This is a genomic window from Pseudomonas sp. MF6767, from assembly GCF_016405475.1.
In the GTDB taxonomy this organism is placed as follows: Bacteria; Pseudomonadota; Gammaproteobacteria; order Pseudomonadales; family Pseudomonadaceae; genus Aquipseudomonas; species Aquipseudomonas paracarnis.
The window spans coordinates 1-17,943 of record NZ_JAEKCY010000021.1 but is presented as its reverse complement, the minus strand read 5'-3'; the positions used below and the strand labels follow the sequence as shown (position 1 = coordinate 17,943).

At 55.3% G+C, this 17,943-nt stretch carries 14 protein-coding genes; 8 read left to right on the top strand and 6 right to left on the bottom strand.

The window, feature by feature from the left end; all coding sequences use genetic code 11:
• Positions 1-158: 158 nt before the first annotated feature.
• The 5 genes from JFT58_RS30480 to JFT58_RS24825 form a co-directional block, all read right to left on the bottom strand.
• Positions 159-428: a hypothetical protein gene (locus JFT58_RS30480; RefSeq protein ID WP_150804663.1), complete on the bottom strand. Its 270-nt coding sequence runs from the start codon at positions 426-428 to the stop codon at positions 159-161.
• Positions 425-1,405, bottom strand: a complete 981-nt coding sequence (locus JFT58_RS24840; protein WP_198834695.1) for an integrase domain-containing protein — start codon at positions 1,403-1,405, stop codon at positions 425-427. Before JFT58_RS24840 ends, JFT58_RS30480 begins: the two co-directional genes overlap by 4 nt.
• Entirely contained in the window at positions 1,389-1,742 is a 354-nt protein-coding gene (locus JFT58_RS24835) for a hypothetical protein (RefSeq protein ID WP_198834694.1), read from the bottom strand. Before JFT58_RS24835 ends, JFT58_RS24840 begins: the two co-directional genes overlap by 17 nt.
• Positions 1,729-3,135 (bottom strand): YfjI family protein, encoded by a 1,407-nt coding sequence (locus JFT58_RS24830; RefSeq protein WP_198834693.1) that lies wholly within the window; start codon positions 3,133-3,135, stop codon positions 1,729-1,731. The genes JFT58_RS24835 and JFT58_RS24830 overlap by 14 nt, the downstream gene beginning before the upstream one ends.
• Before the next feature lie 1,068 nt (positions 3,136-4,203).
• Positions 4,204-4,740 carry a LasR-specific antiactivator QslA gene (locus JFT58_RS24825; RefSeq protein WP_034115120.1) on the bottom strand — a complete coding sequence of 179 codons (537 nt, stop codon included), beginning with the start codon at positions 4,738-4,740 and terminating at the stop codon, positions 4,204-4,206.
• A gap of 723 nt (positions 4,741-5,463) precedes the next feature.
• Between JFT58_RS24825 and mads1 the strand changes: the two genes are divergently transcribed.
• From mads1 to JFT58_RS24785, 8 genes are all read left to right on the top strand, one after another.
• Positions 5,464-5,730 carry a methylation-associated defense system helix-turn-helix domain-containing protein MAD1 gene (gene mads1, locus JFT58_RS24820; RefSeq protein WP_224795703.1) on the top strand — a complete coding sequence of 89 codons (267 nt, stop codon included), beginning with the start codon at positions 5,464-5,466 and terminating at the stop codon, positions 5,728-5,730.
• Positions 5,730-8,474, top strand: a complete 2,745-nt coding sequence (locus JFT58_RS24815) for a DUF499 domain-containing protein (protein ID WP_034115122.1) — start codon at positions 5,730-5,732, stop codon at positions 8,472-8,474. Before mads1 ends, JFT58_RS24815 begins: the two co-directional genes overlap by 1 nt.
• The gene (locus JFT58_RS24810) at positions 8,474-9,481 is read left to right on the top strand and encodes a hypothetical protein (RefSeq protein ID WP_198834692.1); all 1,008 of its coding nucleotides are present in this window, start codon (positions 8,474-8,476) and stop codon (positions 9,479-9,481) included. Before JFT58_RS24815 ends, JFT58_RS24810 begins: the two co-directional genes overlap by 1 nt.
• 67 nt (positions 9,482-9,548) lie before the next feature.
• Positions 9,549-12,761, top strand: coding sequence for a DUF1156 domain-containing protein (locus JFT58_RS24805; protein ID WP_198834691.1), 3,213 nt, complete (start codon positions 9,549-9,551; stop codon positions 12,759-12,761).
• Positions 12,758-13,276 carry a hypothetical protein gene (locus JFT58_RS24800; RefSeq protein ID WP_034115125.1) on the top strand — a complete coding sequence of 173 codons (519 nt, stop codon included), beginning with the start codon at positions 12,758-12,760 and terminating at the stop codon, positions 13,274-13,276. The genes JFT58_RS24805 and JFT58_RS24800 overlap by 4 nt, the downstream gene beginning before the upstream one ends.
• 9 nt (positions 13,277-13,285) lie before the next feature.
• Entirely contained in the window at positions 13,286-16,060 is a 2,775-nt protein-coding gene (locus JFT58_RS24795; RefSeq protein WP_198834690.1) for a DEAD/DEAH box helicase, read from the top strand.
• 75 nt (positions 16,061-16,135) lie between these two features.
• On the top strand, positions 16,136-16,567 hold the full coding sequence (locus JFT58_RS24790; RefSeq protein ID WP_150804655.1) for a hypothetical protein: 432 nt from the start codon (positions 16,136-16,138) through the stop codon (positions 16,565-16,567).
• Positions 16,568-17,280: 713 nt separating this feature from the next.
• Positions 17,281-17,583, top strand: a complete 303-nt coding sequence (locus tag JFT58_RS24785) for a hypothetical protein (RefSeq protein WP_054897182.1) — start codon at positions 17,281-17,283, stop codon at positions 17,581-17,583.
• 262 nt (positions 17,584-17,845) lie between these two features.
• Here the strand turns inward: JFT58_RS24785 and JFT58_RS24780 are convergent.
• A partial coding sequence (locus JFT58_RS24780; RefSeq protein WP_146186410.1) for an IS3 family transposase occupies positions 17,846-17,943 on the bottom strand: 98 nt, incomplete at its 5' end.

Genomic DNA, 17,943 nt, shown 5'->3' with positions numbered 1-17,943 from the left:
AAGGTACGCGACGCCGGCCACGATCCGTGTCGTGTAGCAGGGAGAAAGGAGTGACGACGGTCGCTAGATCTCTGGTATGTCTGCGCCTCTTCAGCCAAGCCCCTGAGTATGGGAAGGCTCCGCATTCCCATACTCAGGGGCTCACGCTTAAAGGTCTATCAGGCAACCACGACTTTTGCCTTTCTACGGCGGATCAACCCCGCTGTTAACTCGTAGTAGTAGATGGTAGCTGGAGCTGAGCATCGCAAATAGTGCTCCAGAAACCATCTCACGTGTTTTTCCCTCCAGGACCAGGGAGTCGCGCAACCCCAGCGCTCACGAATCACCTCGTGCATCCTTTCTGCTTGTCTGATGTGCCGCTGCCGCGTGGCATGCGCACCTTTGAGCACGGGGCACAGAAACAACGCTATGTCGAACTCAGACGTCATCGCCGACCTCCGATGTAGGCACTCACCACATCGATGCGGTTATGCCCCAACTCTTGGCTGATCTGCTGTCGCGCCCACAGATCAAGCTCTCGATCTTCGCGATGAACACGAACGCCATTTACAGGTGCAGAAAAGCCGGTCATCTGCTCATAGCGCTCACAGGCGTAAGCCGCCCGCAGCTCATGAAAGCCTTTCAATCCATTCTCATGCAGGAGATCTCGTGCAGGTCGCACGACTGCCTGTAAGAAATCTTTATAGCTTTCATCAGGTGCTAACAGGTTCCGACTCCCCTTGGGTGAAGCCTCCGTGGCCATATCGAGGGCAACACGGACTTGATCCGTGACCGCGATCCAACGCGGTGCTGATGCGCCTGACCGGCCGCCTTTGGTGCCGTCCTGGATGTTGATCTTGCCCAGGCGCCCGGCCTCACGTTGCAGTCGGGGCAGGTCCGCCAAGATCGATTCACGCAGGCGCATACCAGTCTCCCGGGCCAGATGCACAATTGCGCCCACTCGTTGCTGACCTCGCTCTGACAGTGCGCGTGCGATCAACTCGATCTGAGCACGATCTTGGCCTTGCGGTGCCTCCCCGCGCACGCTTGAGCGCTGCAAACCCAGCGTCTTGCTCGGACTGGGGATTTTGACGTACTGATCACCGCGCAGCGCGGCCATCGTTCGGTTCACGCTGGACAGTCGGTTCTGCGCGGTGGCAATGCCGACGTTGCCCTGATCAACCTGCTCCCGCACGTGGACGGCATACCGCATGAGGATCTCGCGGTCTATCTGGCGCGCGTCGTTGACCCTCGGTCCTTCATCGGATCGACACCAATGCACGAACGCCTGCCAGCGATCACTATGGGCTTTGACGGTAGCAAAATGGCCGTCGCCAAACAGGTCTTTCAGTGCTTGCGGTCCAGCAAAGCTAAGCTGGCGACCGAAGCCGAAATTGCGCCCCGCTCGCTTACCGACCCGAGCCATTTTTCTGTTCCTGATCGACTGCCGCGAGATCATGCAAAAGGGCTCGCCAGTGCGCACTTACAATCGCGGACTGAGCCCAATCAGTCGGGCGAAAACACAGCGTGTTGTCGGTGACGTAAAGATGCGCACCCTCCTCTTTCAACCATTGAATAATGGCTGTCGTAGAGGCGATAGCTTTATGGGTGGTGGCGACACTGGCGACAGCGGCGACAACCCTTGTCCTGCCTGGTTTTGAGCGTGGCGACAAAGTGGCGACACTCGCGGCGACAAACTGCGCTTTTGGCTTTTTTTGGCGCTGAGCCAGATGGTTGCGCAGCGCCTCATCAAGATTGAACATGGCGCACCTCGAAGGTGTGGCCGTCGGTAATCAGCCAATGATGATCAAGCAACTCAACCAACAGCCTGGAAGCATGACGACTGCTCTTACGGGCAAAACGGGGACCGTTGCGATTCAGCTCTCGAATACTGAAGCGCTTCCAACCCTTGACCTGCAGCCAGCGCAGCAGCCGGTCCGCCTCTTCCTTAACTCGACACACTGGCTCCTGCTCAGTCAGGCGCTGGATCTCGGTGAGGTAGTAGCCGACTAAAGCGGAGGCCCGCTGGATATGGTCGACCTCCACGACGCTGCTCTCCTCCACAACTGCAAGAACGCCGGCGATGCGTAGCAGGTTATCGGCTGCCTTTGATCCGCTGGGCCGTACGCTGGCCAGCTCGCCAAACTCCCCCAGCTGAGCTTCGATAGCATCATGCAAATCAATCCAGCGACGACGCGCCAGCGGACTGAGGCTCAGCTTTGACAGCTGCAAGGCTCCGTCAGCGGAAAGTGACCAAGGCTGATAAAACAGAGCCGAAAGGCGGTGATGATAGCGCTTGAGGGCGGCGTCTTTGGACAAGTCGACAGCCTGGTAGCTACGTTGCCCGGCTAGACTGGTTGGCCAGGTCATCAAGCAGCGCCCTAGAATGCCTTGCCCCTGCAGCAACGGGTCACTGAGTAACTGCATGGCCAAATACGGTTGCAGCATCAGGTGCAGGCTCAGGCGTCGGTCATAGGCTCGTAGGCTTTCGCCTGCCATAGAGCGAGCACGATCAATCGGGCTACCGTCCCAGAGTGACGACAAGGTCGTGACCGCTTTCAAACGGTTGTCCCGACTCATGGTGCTGCTGCCGAGGAATTGTCCGCCCTCGTCACAGAACAGCCCCATGCTCGGCAAGTCATGGCAGAGCCCCTTGATCAGGGCCTCGATCGTCGGATCTGTGGTGATCAGCCGAGGGGCCGAAGGCTCCGCTTCAAGCGGTACGCTGTTTGTGGGGGCGGGATCGGCAGGATTGATACGCTGCGCTTGTCGCTGTGCGGCACGGTACCGAAAGAGCTGCTCACGATAGTGTTGCCACTGTTCACGCTCCCATTGGCGCGCTGGCAGCAGTGCGGATCGGTCTGCCGCGGTCTTGCGATCACCGGACGCAGCCACCGTGATCAGGTACAACGACAGGGGATAATGTCTCCCGTCGAGTTGTAAGCCCGCATGACCTTGAGTGGCCAGGGCCGAGGCAGCCAACACCGACTGCGCGGCCAGTGCTTGGGGCACGCCGATGACCTCGGCCATGCGCTGAACCGCAGGCCCAAGAATCCCACCCAGTGCCTGCACCGGATAAGGCTGGGGCACGGGGTTCGACTCAATCAACGGTCGAGGTGGTCGTGGTAGTTCAAGCTTCGGATCTAACTGCTGCATGGGCCCTCTCCTCGTTCATTACTGGTTGTCCTCACGTAGTCCCGCCACGGCTGTTGAGTGTTATCAGGGATCAAGGCCCCTGCGGCCTGTGAGGTGTTCACTGACGCGGAACGAACGGCTCCTTACGACCGGGAGCAAGGGCATAAACCCATGAATCTGGCCTCCTTAGACGCATCCGAAGATGCGGGCGGGTGGAGGCTGTGCCGGCTGACGAGTTCGGCGCCTGGAGATCATGGGGGGGAGAAGGCAAAGACCTAGACACCTGGGGCATGCCTGACTGTCAGTCAGGTGCAGCCTTTTCATTGGCTGCGGCACCGGTGCCTGTGTAGTTGCGGATGGCGACGAATCAGATTTGTCAGGCCGATTGTCACGAGGAGAGTTGCGGCAATGCCCTGTACGACGTGGCTTGCAGCAGTGCTACGAGCGCCCGTCTCTTTCCAGGAGAAAGAGACGGGCGCAGTCTGGCGCAGCGAAGTGTGCAGAGAGGTGAGGTTGCTGCAGAGCAGCGAGGTAGGTCCATTGTCTGCCGCAGTGGGCAGATTGGTAGAATAGGCATCCATCACTCTTGGGGAGTGACCGTGCGAGCCGCCGGACGCTAATCGCACTTGGGGAAGAACCACCACGCAAGTGGCGTAGCCTTGAAGGTTCTGGCTACCTGGGCAGGTGCTGTCAACGACAGCGATCCGTGCGCCAATTTTTATACCCACTCGAAAACGCGGTCAAGCGTCACGGCCAAAGCGCCCAAAAAGTGGCGACTGTCGCCACTTTTGTCGCCACGTTCCAGGCCACGTCAGGCGTGGGTTGTCGCCGCTGTCGCCGGTTTCGCCACATCTCTACCCATAGCCCTACGAAAGCTCGGCTCTAACGCTGACTCTGCGTTGCGCTCGATAGAGATCGTGGGAAATTAATCGGGTAAAAGAAGACGTGGCGCTAATCAAATATGAAATGGAAGGGTGGAACGAGGTAGCTTCGAGAAAAAGCGAGTGAACCCTCCGATCGGCGCGATCAAAGATCGCTTGATCAGAGGGTTTGGCGGGAAAAGAAAAGTCTCAAGCGTCAATTAGAGCCTCAAGCATCGAAACTGGCTGGTCGAGATGTAGTAGCTTCACGGAGATTGAGCAGCGTCTGCTGCAAACGCAGCAGAAAACCGGCCTCGAACGCCTCCTGAAAGTCACCAGGACGATGACGTTTTCGGTTCTGCGCCAGCGCCCACCATAACGGTAATGACGAGCCTTTGAGCCAGGTCTCAGCACACCGAACGCCATCCTTGATCGTCGGAGCGAACTCATCGCCCCAGGGGGTTTGGATCGCGGGCGAACCTTCAGCGGACGGGACAGAGACGTACTCACCGAGCTGTTGATGAACGCGCTGAGCGGGTATGCCAGTCAAATATCGAAAGGCCTTGTCGAAAAGCACTGCCGCGTCATCCAGCAGCTCAACAGCCAGCTCAACGTCCTGCGGAAAATGAAGCAGAATACTCTGCGCGCCATTAAGCCGAAGCGTGGCAGCCTGCCGTAATTTAACTGCGGCATCTTCGGGGGTAAGCGAAGCAGTATCGATGGTGTTGGGTTTAGGTAGGCCGATTAGAAGCGAGAGATCAAACATCGCGGAATCCTCCGAGATAGTTTGAAGTACGAAACAAACAGCCGGAGCGGCGCACGAGCTTGAAAGGGGGACGGGGCATTTTCCTTATCTCCTTGGTTTGATTAAGGAGTGCCATTCACCGTTGCGACACGAATGGGTGGCACACCGTACAGGGGTCGCAAACCGGAAACCAAGGAACCCGGCCAGGCCGAAGCCTGCCCTGCACGGTGCGCCATAGAAAAGCAGCAGCTAGCACTTGAAGTGCTGACTGTGCGATATGGCACGTACCGCGCCTTGGTTTCGATACAGGTTGCGACACCCGATCGCGGGATTGACCGCGATGGGGCAAAGCGTAAATGTGAAGTCGCGACAACACAAGCATGAGCGTCAATAAGCACCGCATCAGACCTAGCGTCCTATTCGACTTGGACAACGGTATGTGTGGCAACCTCATTGGCAGGCCGCAGCACGCAGGGTCCGATCAAAACCCTTGTCCCGCTGCACGTTTGCATGATGTCCGGCGTAGATAGTTTGGCTCTTGAAGCTGACACTCATTAATTTAAGCAATTAACCTTTGGCGACCTGAACGCTTTCATGCAGCCGGTTGCAGGGACGCCAATGCCGCATCTATTGATCCTCACTAGCGTCGTGCGTCAGTCAATATCTTGAAAAATCTACGCAAAACATGCAATTCTTGCCGCAGATTTGAAAATTTTACACTACCCTGTCGTCGTTTGACCTTGAATGGCAACCACCATGCTCATAAATAGCAGTGAAGGCGAGATCCTCACCATTAAACAGGTCGCCGACTACCTGAAGGTTACGGAGCGGACGATCTACAGGCTGGCTGCAGCCAAGAAAATCCCTGCTTTCAAAGTAGGTGGAACTTGGCGTTTTTCGCGTGCTGACATCGACAGCTGGATCAAGCTGCAGTCCTTAGAAGGGCTCGATGCTGGACGCGAAGGAGATGACGTAGCCAAAGACCAAATGAATGATGGGGAGCGCAAGTAATGCTAGGACTGATACTACGAGATGAATTTCGGGGTAAACGGCTTAGAGGGACAGCTATTGAGCTCTCTAACGATTCAAACACTGGCGCGACGCAGATCGCAGCTCAGCAGTTTCTGGAGATCACCTATCCGACGCACGACCTGCTAAAGGGTATAGAGGCAGTTGGCCCCGATAAGGGGCGCCCCGTCGTGGTAATCGGTGAGCGCGGCTTGGGTAAGTCCCACTTAATGGCTGCGCTCTACCACTCCGTTAACGACGCGGCATCGACCAGGGCGTGGCTCAATTCTTGGGCCGGTGCGCTGGGTGATGCCAACATCGGGAAGATCGCCCTTCGGGAAGGAATGTTAGTCATTGGCGAGAGTCTGCACCGCCAACGCTACAAATTTCTTTGGGACTTATTGTTCGAGCGCCATCCGCGTGGTGAATTCATCAAAGGCAAGTGGGAGGGTATGGGCGCAGCCCAAACCGATATTCCCTCTGACAAGCTTATCATCGAGCTGCTCGAACACACGCCAACAATGCTGCTACTCGACGAATTCCAGACCTGGTACGACGGCCTGACCAACACTAAGCAATACCCTTGGAAAAATTGGGCGTTTAATTTCATCCAAATACTGTCGGAGATCGCCAAGGAACGCCCTGATCTTCTGGTGTTGGTTATTTCTGTGCGCAACGGGGGTAGCGATGCCTACCAACAGGTGCACCGTGTCAACCCAGTCGCTATCGACTTCAAAGCAGGTGGCAACGCCGAGCGAATTCAGCGGGATCGGCGGCGAATGCTGTTGCACCGTCTGTTCGACAATCGCATGCAAATTGCCGATGGAACCATCGAATCTCTGATCGCTCAGCACGTGGCCGAGTCTTTTCGTCTGCTCGACGTCCCCCCAGCCGAGCAGGACCGCAAGCGCCGCGAATTCACTGAGTCTTGGCCATACGCGCCTCACCTGTTGCGCCTGCTGGAAGAGCAGGTTCTTATCGCTACTGACGCGCAAGAAACCCGCGACATGATTCGCATCTTGGCCAATCTTTACAAGAGCCAAGGCGAAGCAGTTCCGGTGCTCACTGCTGCGGATTTCCGGCTCGACGATGATGCATCGGGCATTGGTGCACTGCTGGATTCGGTATCCAACGAGCATCACCGAAGTCTGCGTGAGAAAGCGCAGCACAACATCATCTCGGTCACCGAAGCGGTGTACGACCACGCCAACTTGGCGCCACACCTGCAAGAAATTGTGGGTGCGTTGTGGCTGCGCTCAATTGCCGTCGGCAACCTTGCCGGGGCCGACCCCGCCACACTGCAGGTAGATATAACCAGGGACAAGCCGGTGGACAGCAATGCCTTTCAGGTTGAGCTGGCGACCATTCTCGAAAACAGCTTCAACATCCACCAGGATGGTTCGCGCCTGGTCTTCCGAGAAGAGGAAAACCCGCGTGCAAAACTCATGGCCTGCGTCCGGAACGACAAGCTGTTCACTGACGGCTCCGATCAAGCACAGCTAGCCAAACAGGTGTGCTACGTCATCGGTGGCAGCGATGAGGTAGCCAAGACCTTCCGCGTGATCGCTCTACCTAAATCTTGGCAGAACGATCCTTGGACATCGCTGGGTGAAACTGAACAGCCTGAACGATGGGACGACCGTTTACCCATTCTGGTATTGCCGGAAGAGCCAGAAAAGATCGAACAGACTTTAGGCCGCTGGCTCAGGGATCATCTACAGAAGCGTCGCAACACCATTCGCTTTCTTATGCCCCGAGCCGGCTCCTCCAATGCCTTTCTGGATCGCGATCTGCTCATCCTCGCACGCGCCGAGATGAAGGCGCAGGAGTGGAGTAGCCAAAACCTCGAGTATAAGAAACTGCATAAGGAATTCGAGAGCACGCTGCGCGAAAACCTGAAAAAGCGTTTTGACCGCTTTGCTGTCCTGCACCGCTACGACCACCAAAGCCCGCAGCAGTCTTTGTTCAGTGTGGAGCATCTGAAAAAGCAAGGCGCGCAAATCCCTGAAGGCATCGAGGAGACATTGATCAACGATCTCTTCGTACCTGAAGATTTTGAAGACCTCGTGCTTGAAGCCTCCTCAGAAAACGCATCAGTAGGAAAATTGCTGCGTGAGCTGCAAGAGCCTCGCCCAGCAGGACAAGACTGTATTCCTTGGCTGGGTGAAACAGCGATGAAGGAGCGTATCCTCCGCCTGTGTGCACGCGGCAAGATTGCCATCAACCTGCGTAACCTTGAAAACCTGCAAACTCACGCAGGCGAAGATGAAGATACCGCATGGCGACGTTTGCGGCCTAAGCTCTCCTTTACCGGACGTCAGCTTGATGAGGTGTATCTGATGGAGCCCTCGGCAGTATCCGCCACAGGAGGCAGCGCACCGTCTGTGCCACTGCCGCTCGTAGGGGACAATGGCGGTGACATCTTTGGCGGACGAACGAGTACATCGCAACCCTCGTCAGTCGATGGCGACAATCGTTTCGGGCGCGTCGCGCCGACGGACAACGGCGGCATTTTCGGTGGCAACACAGAGAACACCACTAAGCTACGCATCCCGTTCTCTAATCCGCCCACTTCGCCTCTCAACCTGATTGGCAAGCTTGAAGGCTGGGGCATAGGCCCAGCCACCCCTCTGGCAGAAGTCTCGCTAAAAGTATCTGCTGCAACAGGCGCGCAGCTAAAGGAACTGCTCAAAAAGCTACCTGATGGCATGACATTCGAGCTGAGCCTTGAGAAGGAGGACAACTGATGCCGCTCGATGCAGGTATATTGCAAAAACTGACCCAAGGCACGCCTTCCGAAGCTTGGCGCTTGATCATTGAACGCACCATCAACATTGCCTCCAGGCCACTAGCTGAGGGCAATGCGCCAGGGGAGGTGATAAAGCGCGAGCGCGAAATTGCAGAGCTCGATCTCTTCCTGGCGTCCAGCGGATGGGATTTGTGGCAGGCCTTCGGGCAGCCCAATATCAGTGGCGTAGAACGCACATCGGAGCGCCTCGCACGGTGGTGGGATGAGCCCTTTTCGGCCCGGGCAGTCTTAATACTGGATGCCCTGAGCCTGCGTGAGCTTCCGTGGTTATTGCAGGGAGCTAAAGAGCGCGGTTTTACTATTCATGGAGTTACTGCCACGGCATCTGAGCTACCCGGTGAAACAAACGAGTTTGCCCGCGCACTGGGATTGGCCAGCCGAAGTCAATTGCAAGCCAACGGCGGCGGCTTGGCGCATAAACTACAACCGGCGCAGACAGAAAGCATTGATCTCCCCTGGAAAGATTGTGAAGGTTTACTCGACAATGCCTCAGGCGCGAAGAACTGGGTGTTCTGGCACCACTGGCCGGACGCCAAGTTGCATGATTACGGTGCAGGCCAAGGGCTGGAACTACTGACTAAGGACGCCGCACAGCAGCTTTCCAGCGACGACTTCTGGGCTTTTGTCGAACACCTAGCCACCGGGAGACGTTTAATTATCACTTCCGACCACGGCTACGCCGCCACCGGCTACTTCCCAGATGCCGATGGTGATGTCGCGACACATCTAAAACAAACATTTTCGAGCGGACGCAGCAAGGTAGGCAGAAGTGGTCCCGGCCCCTTCGTCCCACCGGTCGCATTGCAAATAGACGGTCCGCATGGCCCACACCTGTTGGCACTGGGTCGAAGAAAATGGCGCAGCCAGGGCGGTTACCCGACGCTCACACATGGTGGCTTGTCGCTGTTGGAAGTTCTGTCGCCTTTCATAGAACTATCGAAGTAGGCATATAGCCTTCGTAGAGAACATGCGCGAACAGTCGTGCACGCAAGAAAAACTAAGGAAGCTTTGAATGGCCACCAAAAAACAGTTGCTCGCTCAAGAGGTTGCTAAGGCAGTCGGCGCGGGCAAGGCCGTCGCGCTAGAAACAGTCGATTTCAACGACCCCAAGCGCCCTAAGACCTGCCTAGAAGTGGACTTCCCCATCCTGCCTGTCAATCAGGTAGCGATCATAGAGGGCAATGCAGGCAAGCCGATCTACCAAATGTCGAAGTGGTGGGCACGACGTCGCTCCAGTGTGTTCCGCTCTATGTTGATAGCGGCGGCAACGAAGGCTCCGGAAGACAAATCGCATGCCGCCCGACTCGTGTGGGACAACTACTACGCCAACCATCAGAAGAAAGGCACATTCAAGCACCTGAAGGTGGCGGACATCTTCATGGGTGGCGGCACCACACTAGTGGAAGGCTCTCGCCTCGGTATGCAGATGGTCGGCAACGACCTCAATCCGGTAGCGTGGTTCGTGGTCAAGCAAGAAATGGCTGACGTCGATCTCGGTGATGTGAAGAAACTCCTCGCTGACATTGAGGCAGAGGTCAAGCCGCAGATCATGCCTTACTACTATTGCGACGGCCCTGATGGTGAAAAAGGCAAGTGGACCCACCTCCCAACGGACAAGGTAATGCCAGCCGGTTTCGACCCGCTCGCCATTCCGCGTGAAGAGCGTAAAAACTATAGCTATGAAGGACCAGAGATCATCTACACCTTCTGGTCCAAACACGGGCCTTGTCAGGTAACGGGTTGCGGTCATCGTACTCCGATCATGACCAGCCCGGTGATGGCGGTAAAAACACTCACGGTCAAGCACTGGAAACATTCGTGCGGTAAGTGTGGTGAAGCGTTCGACGTAGAGGAAGATGCCGCTCGCATGGCACCTGACGCATTGCTCTACGTCTCACCAAGCGAATATCCCTATTCCGTTCTCGACCGTAAGAAGGGCGTGATTTGTCCACAATGCGGCCACACGGCCTTGGTCAACCTCGGCAAAGGTAAGAATAAGAAGGTGGAACTGAGCCTGCTGGTCCATCCGCAGTGGCTCGCAGGCGAAGCAAAGCAAGATGCCAACGGCCAGCCCTTTGGTGGCTCTGCGCAGGATGACGTAGCGGCTACTACGCGATGGGATGCAGCACGCGCCAAAAAGATTCGCCTCTTGGAAGTGCGCGGCGCCCTGCCGGCAGAAGTGACCGACCCGGAAACCGGAATTAGTTTCGCTCCGGAAAGCGGCACCGTACCAAAGAGATCACACTACGCCTGTGGAGCCTGCGGCACGGTGCAGGATGTACTGACCACCGTCAAGGCCACTGGCAAGACAGGACCGATGGCAGCCTATGCAGTGCAAGGCTATGCGCCCAAACGCGGTGCGTCAGGTAAACCTTACAATGGACGCTTTTTCGCAGCCTACGGCACAGCGCAAGCACAGCAGCACGACACTGCGCTTGCTGAATGGGAAGCGCGCAAAGATGCCGATCTGAAAGAATACTGGCCACGTTCGGAGCTTCCCTACGGCTTCATGACCCACCACTTGCAAGGTGGCGTGCCAAATCACGGCTTCACCCACTGGTGGACCATGTTCAACCCTCGCCAGTTGCTTGTCCACGCACAGCTACTAAAAGCCATCGGTGAAGTAGGGAACTACGACTGGGCAGTACGGGAGTTTGTGCTAGGTGCGTTTCAGCAATACCTGCGTAATCAAAGTCTATTCACTTTGTGGAATGTCCAAGGCGACAAGCTAGAACCCCAGTTTGCGAACAACAACTATCACCCGAAATCGACGGTGGTAGAGAACTGCGTCTTTCCCTCATTGGGTCGAGGCAACTGGGCATCCAGTACTGAAGGTATTCTCGAAGGCCGCGAATGGGCTGTTCAGCCATGGGAGGCGGTGAGCATTGAGGCACTGAAGCGCAAAAACCCTGTACTGGCTGACCAACTGAGCGGCAAGAGTGAAAAAGTCATGCCGGGGGATCCGGTGCAGGCTGTGGATCTGTATCAGGGCTCGTCGACTGATCTGGCCCAGCTTGAAAGCAGTAGCCTTGACCTAATCATCACCGACCCACCGTTTGGCGGGCTGTTGCACTATTCGGAGCTTGCAGATTTTTTCTACGTCTGGCTGCGTTTGGCACTTAAGAATAAGTACCCAGAAATCTTCGGCCCAGAGTACACCCCCAAGTCGTTGGAAGCAGTGGCCAACCGCGCCCGCGAGCCGGAAGATCCAGATGGTTTCTACCAGCGATTGCTCACGCAGTGCTGGCGTGAGGCGCATCGGCTCTTGAAGCCCGGCGGCATTCTCGCCTTCACATTTCACCATAGCGAGGATGAGCCGTGGGTAGCGGTGCTGGAATCACTTTTCGACGCCGGCTATTACCTCGAAGCAACGTATCCGATCCGCTCCGACGAAACTAAAGGAGACGGCGAATTCGGCTCCAAGACTATCGAGTACGACATCATTCATGTCTGCCGCAAGCGAACCGAGGAACCTAAACCCGTGAGCTGGGGACGCATGCGCCGCGAGGTGATGGCTGACGTGCGGCAGTTACAGGCTATGCTGGAGAACCATGCCAAGGAAGGACTGCCTGCAGCTGATATCCAGGTCATCCGCCGCGGCAAGGCGTTGGAATATTTCTCGCGCCACTATGGCAAGGTCTATGTGGATGAAGGCCGGACTATTTCCGTTAGGGACGCGCTGGTCGGTATCAATCAACTCATTGACGAAGACGCCGATAAGGGTAAAGAACCTCCGCCCGTGAACGCCGAACCGATGACCCGTCAGTTCCTCCGCACCTTCGGTACGGCCACCGAAATGAAGCGCGACCAGTTACAGAAATTCTTGCGCGGCACGATTACTACACCTGATGACTTTGAGCAGCGTGGTTGGTGCAGCGAAGTGAAGAAGGTTTTCACCCGCACCGCGCCTCTCGATTTCGCCCGTGACTGGCAAGGCAAACACAAACGTAAGCTGATTTCCGACCTTGACCAGGCATTGGTGCTGATCGGTGCTTGTGTAGACGGCAGCGGAGTCAATGCCTCAGACACGCTAAAAAATGAGAATTTCAAGGCACACGTGGCCTTGAAACCGTTGTTGGAATGGCTGCAAAAAAATGGCCCAGATCAAATCACACGCAATGCTGCTTCACGTGCGCTGTCGATCTACATCACGTGGCAAAGTAGCCAAGCACCCAAACCACGGCAGGTATCGTTGTTCGATGACGATTGGGAGTATGCGCAATGAGGCAGGTCCTCGATACAGTGTGGCAACGGCGCGGCACAAGTTGGTTGTGGGATGAGGAAGCGCGCAATCAAGTTTGCAAGGCGGAAGAAGTATGGAGCTTGCGTCAGTTTCTATTGTCCGCGCAGGCACCGGGTAAGCCAAGCCATTGGCCCGATGACCTGCCCAGCAACAATAGCCGGACACTGATAGTGGCCGGACTTGAGGGTAGCCTTGACTTACTAGCCCCGGATCAGGGTGAAGTCTGGCTCGGAGATACCATCAAGCGTGCCATCCTCTCGTTTCAGGATGAATACGCCGGCGAGGCCGCATTGATATTCTGGTTGCCGCAGAAGCACGGACGTCTCAAGGTGCAAGCCTCGACCGATGCAGTGAGCTGGCTATGCGAGGCACCAAATCGAGGTCAACAGCTTGACTTTGGCCGCCTCCTCTGGGGGGAAGCCAATGAGTACCCACAGGAAATACTACTGCGCGAAGGGGCTCAAACTGCGGGTCTGTTCCATTTGCGGATTACTTGAGGTCGGCGCGTGCATACAGAAGACTTGTTCCAGCCCGGTGAGCGCATCACTCACCACGAGTATGGCCAAGGAGTCGTTCTTGATCTCCCACGTGATGGCTACGTGCGCGCGTTCTTTGGCGTCGGCGAACGACGAGTACCAGATGCGTCACTACGACGCGAACTCTCGCGCACTGAGCGCATCTTGCGCACCGTAGATGGTAGTGCAGAACGGGGGCGCAAAGCGTGGCTGTGCTATGAGGCGCACGCGCTGCCAGTGATGGAAAGCGCCTCGGCGCTTACTTCAGCTCGCATAGATCTGCTTCCACACCAGGTAGTACTCACCCACCGCATTGCCACCGCCTCGCCTCGGCGCTATCTGATTGCCGATGAGGTAGGGCTGGGAAAAACGATTGAAGCAGCGCTCATCCTGCGCGAACTGGCCAGCCGTGGCGAGTTGACACGAGCGCTAATGGTCGTACCTGCGGGCTTGGTGAACAACTGGCATCGAGAACTGAACGAGGTATTCAACCTCGATTTTGAAGTGTTCGGCTCCGAGGGCGATATCACCGACCGCAAAACCAATGCCTTCGCTAAACACGATCGACTGATTGCCAGCATCGACACCCTGAAGCGCCCGGCTCGAATCAAACGTCTGTTGGATGCCCCACGCTGGGACTTGGTGGTGTTCGACGAAGCACACCACCTGACTGCACATCGCATGGGCGGCAAGGTACGCAAGACCGAGAATTACAAGTTGGCCGAGGCATTGAAGGACCATGCACGTGATCTCTTGCTGTTGTCCGCCACCCCACACCAAGGGGATCACTTCCAGTTTTGGATGCTCGCACAGCTTTTGAATCCTACGCTGTTTGGTAGCCCGGAGGATATGCTTGAACACCGTCATCGGCTCAACACGGTGATGTTCCGTCGCACAAAGGCCGATGCCTGCCAACCCGATGGCTCACCGCTGTTTGCGCGGCGTTGGGTGCACACCGAGTCCTTCCTGATGAATCAGGAAGAGCGGCTGTTCTACGAAAAGCTGCGCGAGTATCTGGAGGACGGCTTTGATCTGGCGCGGCGCCAGGGTAACCAGGGACGTGCTCTGGGCTTTCTAATGGCGATTTTCCAGAAGATCGCGGCATCAAGCTTTTCCGCGGTTCGTCGCACGCTCAGACGTCGCCTGCTGATGTTGACGCTGCACGAGGCGTTGCTGCGCGACAAGGAGCTGGATATTGAGGGTCGCGAAAGGCTCACAGAAGAAGCTCGCGCTTTGATCCACGAAGATTTTGGTCTCGCCTATGACAACATCGGTCGCAGCGAGGTTGATCGGGTTCTAGCTGATCTCAAGTATAGGCTGGTGAAGAAACTGGACGAAGAGGCATTAGAGATGGCCTCTGACCCCTACGGTGGCGAGTATTTGTCCACGGGTGCCGAGGATGCTGCATCCACAATGATTGATTTGCATCTTCCTGAGGAGCGCTTGCGTATTGGCGACTTGCTGAACATCTTCCCGCAGCTGCGCGAGACCAAAGCGCAGAAGCTCCTTGACGGTCTGGGCCATCTATGGCGGCAAAACCCGAACGAAAAGATTGTAATCTTCGCCACTTACCTAGGCACAGTGGACCTGATTGCCCGTGAGATCGAGCACACCTTTCCTGGCCAAGGAGTGGCAGTGTTGCGCGGTGGCGACCACGGTACCAAGCTGGCAGCAGAACGACGTTTCCGCCAAAAGGATGGCCCTCGCGTTTTGGTGTGCACAGCGGCGGGGCGAGAAGGTATTAATCTGCAGTTCGCACGTGTCCTATTCAATTTCGATCTACCGTGGAACCCCATGGACATGGAGCAGCGTATCGGACGCATTCATCGCTATGGCCAGCGCGACACCGCACAGGTATACAACTTGGTACTGTCGGACACCATCGAGGGTCGAATTTTCTTACTACTTGATGAAAAGCTAGTCGAAATTGCGCGCACGGTCGGCAAGGTGGATGACCAAGGTAATATCGCTGAAGACTTGCGCGCCCAGATTCTTGGACAGCTTTCCGAGCGACTGAATTATGACCGGCTTTACCAAGAGGCGCTCTCGGATCCCGAACTGAAGCGAACTCAGGTGGAGCTTGAAGCCGCACTGTCAAATTCTCGCGAGGCTCGGCAAGTGGTATTCGACTTGTTCCAAGACCTCGATGGTTTCAGCCTCGACGATTACCAGCCGTTCTCGGACGTGTCGTCAAGCTTGAATAGGCTGGTCCGATTCTTGTCGGTAGCGGTGACAGATAACCAACAACAGTTGGTCAAGGTCGACGATGAAACATACGATTTGGTGTTTGCTGACGGAAGCCGTCGAACTCGTTTCACCCTGAACCGGGACGCGGCCACCAGTCAGAGGGATCTGGAGCTGCTTGGTCTGGATCACCCGTTGATGCAGGAGGCACTTGGCCGATGGCGCAGCGTACCGCCGGAAGACATCGGCATTTCAGTAACTGCTGATGTGGACGAACCTGTGCTGCTATCGTTGTGGATAGTAGATGCGTCCGCTGGCAACGGAGAGCGCCGCACCGTCGTCCAACCCATTGCTGTCAAGCTAGACGGTACACGGGTTCCTGGAGTCGAACGACAATGCGAACGGTATCTACAGGCTCCTACGACATCGCCGAAACTACTACTAGAGCATCGACTCACGCTATTTTCTAATATCATTGAACCTGCCTTGGAACGAGATCTAAAACACAAAGGCGGATTTCTCAGCGATGGAAGCTACTCATTCGATTTAATTGGGTATGCTGAGATATTTCCAAATAAGTAATATTTTTCGCCGCCCATCAGGGCGGATGCTCGGCGCTACGTCTGACGTAGCTTTATAATTTAAAGGAAAACTACGATGGCACTTAAGTCTAAGGAATGGTTTTACAAACAATGTTTGGCTGAAATCAAGACTCACACACCCAACTCACACATGGCGTGGGCTGTGGTTGAAAAGGGTATTGGCCAATCTGATGGTACCCGGGGCCATGTGACACAAGCAGTGGGTGTTGCCCAGCAGTTCCTGCAAACCCACCCCGAACACATTGAAAACATCAGGTCAACTGATCCGACAAAGCCATATGACGTGACAAGTAATCCAGATCTTCAGAACGATTTAAGGACATGGATTGCTGACCAGAGTGGCCCCCTAGGACGCGCTACCTATGGGTACGACTACGACAAATTTAAGAGAAACACAACTGCAACCTTGGGAGGGACGCGAACTGGCGGTGGGGGTGCAGACGACGAGTTTAAGAGAGTGCTCCGCTTGATGGCGGAATACCTTTGATACACATATAGAAGAGGCCGTGACTGGAAAACGTGAGCAAATATAACTCCTAGCTCAAATAGTTCCCATGGCATTCTTAGCTCAAAGGGAGCAAGCTAACAACGGAGGATCTCGATGAAGCGTGCCATCTTTACTAGTGGAACGCTTCATTGGTCATTTCGACAACTCGACCTTGCTTGTAGAAACCGGAGTGACTTCCCATAAGTCTCGGCCGCTACTTTCTGATTCACTAAAGTGCATGCCCAACTTCGTATCGACCTGTTACTCTTGTGCGGAAAAAAATAATACCCGTCACCAGTGATTTGCAGAAATTCCCTAAGAACGGTGATTACTTCCTCAAATAGCCCGTGACATTGTCGCATCGCGCCAAGTCCTGACGGCAGGCCGACGTCGCCTCGAAATTGAGATCCCTTTAGCGCGCTTTATCCACCTACAGTAGGTTAGTTATGTTAAGTAATATTAAGACCACCCAAATAGTGCACTTTCTTGGACTGGCATGTTGGATCTAAGAACTGTTTCTGGATAGTCAGAAAAAGAAATACCCTGCCCATCCGCATAAACTTTCCATTCATCATGCCCTAGGCATTTTCTAGGCAGAATCAAAGTCATTGCCCTGGCGCCAACTTTTGACGTATTCTTTGATCCTTTACCTGTTCATAACAGCCTATATCCAGGCAGAATCCTCACCCCAGCTATCATTGCACCCGAATTCTATGAAACTTCTCAACACTTACGAAGACCGTGACGAAGCCGAAGACGCCGCCGAAAAGGTGACTGGAGATAAGCGGCTTGCCAGTGAACGAGACGCTACAGTAACTATATACAATCTGTTCGGTATCCCCAACTGGGGCAATTTCCACCGCTTGGGAATGTACAATCTTGGAGAGCTGAAGATTCTGCTGGATCACCGAGACGACTGGAAGCCCGCCGACCAAGCCAGGCATACCGAGATCATTACCACATTGAGGATGGTAGAAAAGAGTTACGGGACCAAATTGCCGGCACACTGGCTATAAAATAGTACTCATGGAGTCCTAGTTTCAAACCTTCCCTTTGAAGATATTTATCTTAATCTCCAGAAAGCGGCTCAAATAAAGTTTTTTGTTGCCGCTGCCTTCTTGACAAGAATACGAATGCATATCCCCTCCGGCCAAAAACCAAAAAACTCACTTTCTGAGGAGCTTCCGTATCCGTCCGGCCAAGTCATCTACCCAGCCCCGCGAGGCCAGGACATGGTGTGCACTTAAAATGATCTGACCCCGAAATGTTGGACGCCATCTATGCCCGCCGTGCTTGAGTCCTGTATTCCACAGGGCTCAGGCCACTTAGCTTCAGCCTGATTCGCGAATGATTGTAGTAGTGTATGTAGTCCTCTA

Bases quoted from the DNA above. Each gene is read 5' to 3' on its own strand.
- JFT58_RS24830 (WP_198834693.1), bottom strand. From the start codon at position 3,135: ATGCAGCAGTTAGATCCGAAGCTTGAACTACCACGACCACCTCGACCG.
- JFT58_RS24800 (WP_034115125.1), top strand. From the start codon at position 12,758: ATGAGGCAGGTCCTCGATACAGTGTGGCAACGGCGCGGCACAAGTTGG.
- JFT58_RS24810 (WP_198834692.1), top strand. From the start codon at position 8,474: ATGCCGCTCGATGCAGGTATATTGCAAAAACTGACCCAAGGCACGCCT.
- JFT58_RS24815 (WP_034115122.1), top strand. From the start codon at position 5,730: ATGCTAGGACTGATACTACGAGATGAATTTCGGGGTAAACGGCTTAGA.
- mads1 (WP_224795703.1), top strand. From the start codon at position 5,464: ATGGCAACCACCATGCTCATAAATAGCAGTGAAGGCGAGATCCTCACC.
- JFT58_RS24840 (WP_198834695.1), bottom strand. From the start codon at position 1,405: ATGGCTCGGGTCGGTAAGCGAGCGGGGCGCAATTTCGGCTTCGGTCGC.
- JFT58_RS24790 (WP_150804655.1), top strand. From the start codon at position 16,136: ATGGCACTTAAGTCTAAGGAATGGTTTTACAAACAATGTTTGGCTGAA.
- JFT58_RS24825 (WP_034115120.1), bottom strand. From the start codon at position 4,740: ATGTTTGATCTCTCGCTTCTAATCGGCCTACCTAAACCCAACACCATC.
- JFT58_RS24835 (WP_198834694.1), bottom strand. From the start codon at position 1,742: ATGTTCAATCTTGATGAGGCGCTGCGCAACCATCTGGCTCAGCGCCAA.
- JFT58_RS30480 (WP_150804663.1), bottom strand. From the start codon at position 428: ATGACGTCTGAGTTCGACATAGCGTTGTTTCTGTGCCCCGTGCTCAAA.
- JFT58_RS24805 (WP_198834691.1), top strand. From the start codon at position 9,549: ATGGCCACCAAAAAACAGTTGCTCGCTCAAGAGGTTGCTAAGGCAGTC.
- JFT58_RS24785 (WP_054897182.1), top strand. From the start codon at position 17,281: ATGAAACTTCTCAACACTTACGAAGACCGTGACGAAGCCGAAGACGCC.